At 60.6% G+C, this 2,005-nt stretch carries 1 protein-coding gene; it reads left to right on the forward strand.

Annotation, left to right across the window (positions count from 1 at the left end; translation table 11 throughout):
• On the forward strand, positions 1-2,005 hold a 2,005-nt coding region (locus CKW13_RS24705), incomplete at both ends, for an S-layer family protein (protein WP_256576507.1).

Consider the following 2,005-nt stretch of genomic DNA (forward strand, 5'->3'; position numbering starts at 1 on the left):
CGCGAACCTAGTGCTCAACGTCCACAACAACGACGACCCGGTGGTGATCGATGGCCTGAAAGTGGACGGTGGTGAACTGACGCTGTACGAAAAAGCCCTGAGCGATGGCTCCGCTCCTGGCAGCAGCCCGCTGACCCAGGGCGGCTCCTTCACCGTGACCGCACTGGACGGGGTACAAACCCTCACCGTAGGCGGTATCAACGTGGTGACTGGCGGTGTGGCGGCGACTTTCCCACAGGTGTTTACCACTGACCTGGGCAACACACTGACCATCACCGGGTACAACCCGACTACAGGCGTGGTGACTTACACCTACACCCTCAACGACAACGAAGCCCATGCCTCCGGCGCCGGCACCAACAACCTGAGCGAAAGCTTTACCGTGACCTTGGTGGACGGCAACGGCACCACGGCCACCGATTCGCTGGACGTGAATATCGTCGACGATGTGCCAACGGCCAAAGACGACAGCAACACCCAAACCGCCACCGAGACGCTGACGTCGTTGACCGGCAACGTGCTGGACAACGACATCCAAGGCGCCGACCGCGTAACCACCGGCCCATCGGCCGGCCCCATTACTGGCGGTACATTCACCGGCACCTACGGCACCCTGGTTTTGGGGGCGAACGGTACTTATACCTACACCCTTGACCCCAACAATCCTGCATTCAAAGCGCTGACTACGAACGCCACCGAGACCTTTACCTACACCTTCACCGACAAGGACGGCGATACGAGCACCGCGAATTTGGTGCTGAACGTCCACAACAACGACGACCCGGTGGTGATCGATGGCCTGAAAGTGGACGGCGGGGAAGTCACGCTGTACGAAAAAGCCCTGGGCGATGGCTCCGCTCCTGGCAGCAGCCCGCTGACTCAGGGTGGTTCCTTCACCGTGACCGCACTGGACGGCGTACAAACCCTCACCGTAGGCGGTATCAACGTGGTGACCGGCGGTGTGGCCGCCACTTTCCCACAAGTCTTTACCACCGACCTGGGTAATACCCTGACCATCACCGGGTACAACCCGGCGACTGGCGTGGTGACTTACACCTACACGCTGAACGACAACGAGGCCCACGCCTCCGGCGCCGGCACCAACAACCTGAGCGAAAGCTTTACCGTGACCTTGGTGGACGGTAACGGCACCACGGCCACCGACTCGCTGGACGTGAACATCGTCGATGACGTGCCAACGGCCAAAGACGACAGCAACACCCAAACTGCGACTGAAACCCTCACCAGCCTCACCGGCAATGTGCTGGACAACGACGTGCAAGGTGCGGACCGCGTAACCACTGGCCCATCGGCAGGCCCTATCACTGGCGGTACTTTTGCCGGCACCTACGGCACCCTGGTTCTGGGGGCGAACGGTACTTACACCTACACCCTTGACCCCAACAATCCTGCATTCAAAGCGCTAACCACGAACGCCACCGAGACCTTTACCTACACCTTCACCGATAAGGACGGCGACACCAGCACCGCGAATCTAGTACTGAACGTCCACAACAACGACGACCCGGTGGTGATCGATGGCCTGAAAGTGGACGGCGGGGAAGTCACGCTGTACGAAAAAGCGCTCTCGGACGGTTCCGCTCCGGGGAGTTCGCCGTTGACCCAGGGCGGCTCCTTTACCGTCACCGCACTGGACGGCGTACAAACCCTCACCGTAGGCGGCATCAACGTGGTGACCGGCGGTGTGGCGGCAACTTTCCCACAAGTCTTTACCACCGACCTGGGTAATACCCTGACCATCACCGGGTACAACCCGGCGACTGGCGTGGTGACTTACACCTACACCCTGAACGACAACGAAGCCCACGCCTCCGGCGCCGGCACCAACAACCTGAGCGAAAGCTTTACCGTGACCTTGGTGGACGGTAACGGCACCACGGCCACCGACTCGCTGGACGTGAACATCGTCGATGACGTGCCAACGGCCAAAGACGACAGCAACACCCAAACTGCGACTGAAACCCTCACCAGCCTCACCGGCAAC

This window comes from Pseudomonas sp. Irchel 3E20, from assembly GCF_900187645.1.
In the GTDB taxonomy this organism is placed as follows: Bacteria; Pseudomonadota; Gammaproteobacteria; order Pseudomonadales; family Pseudomonadaceae; genus Aquipseudomonas.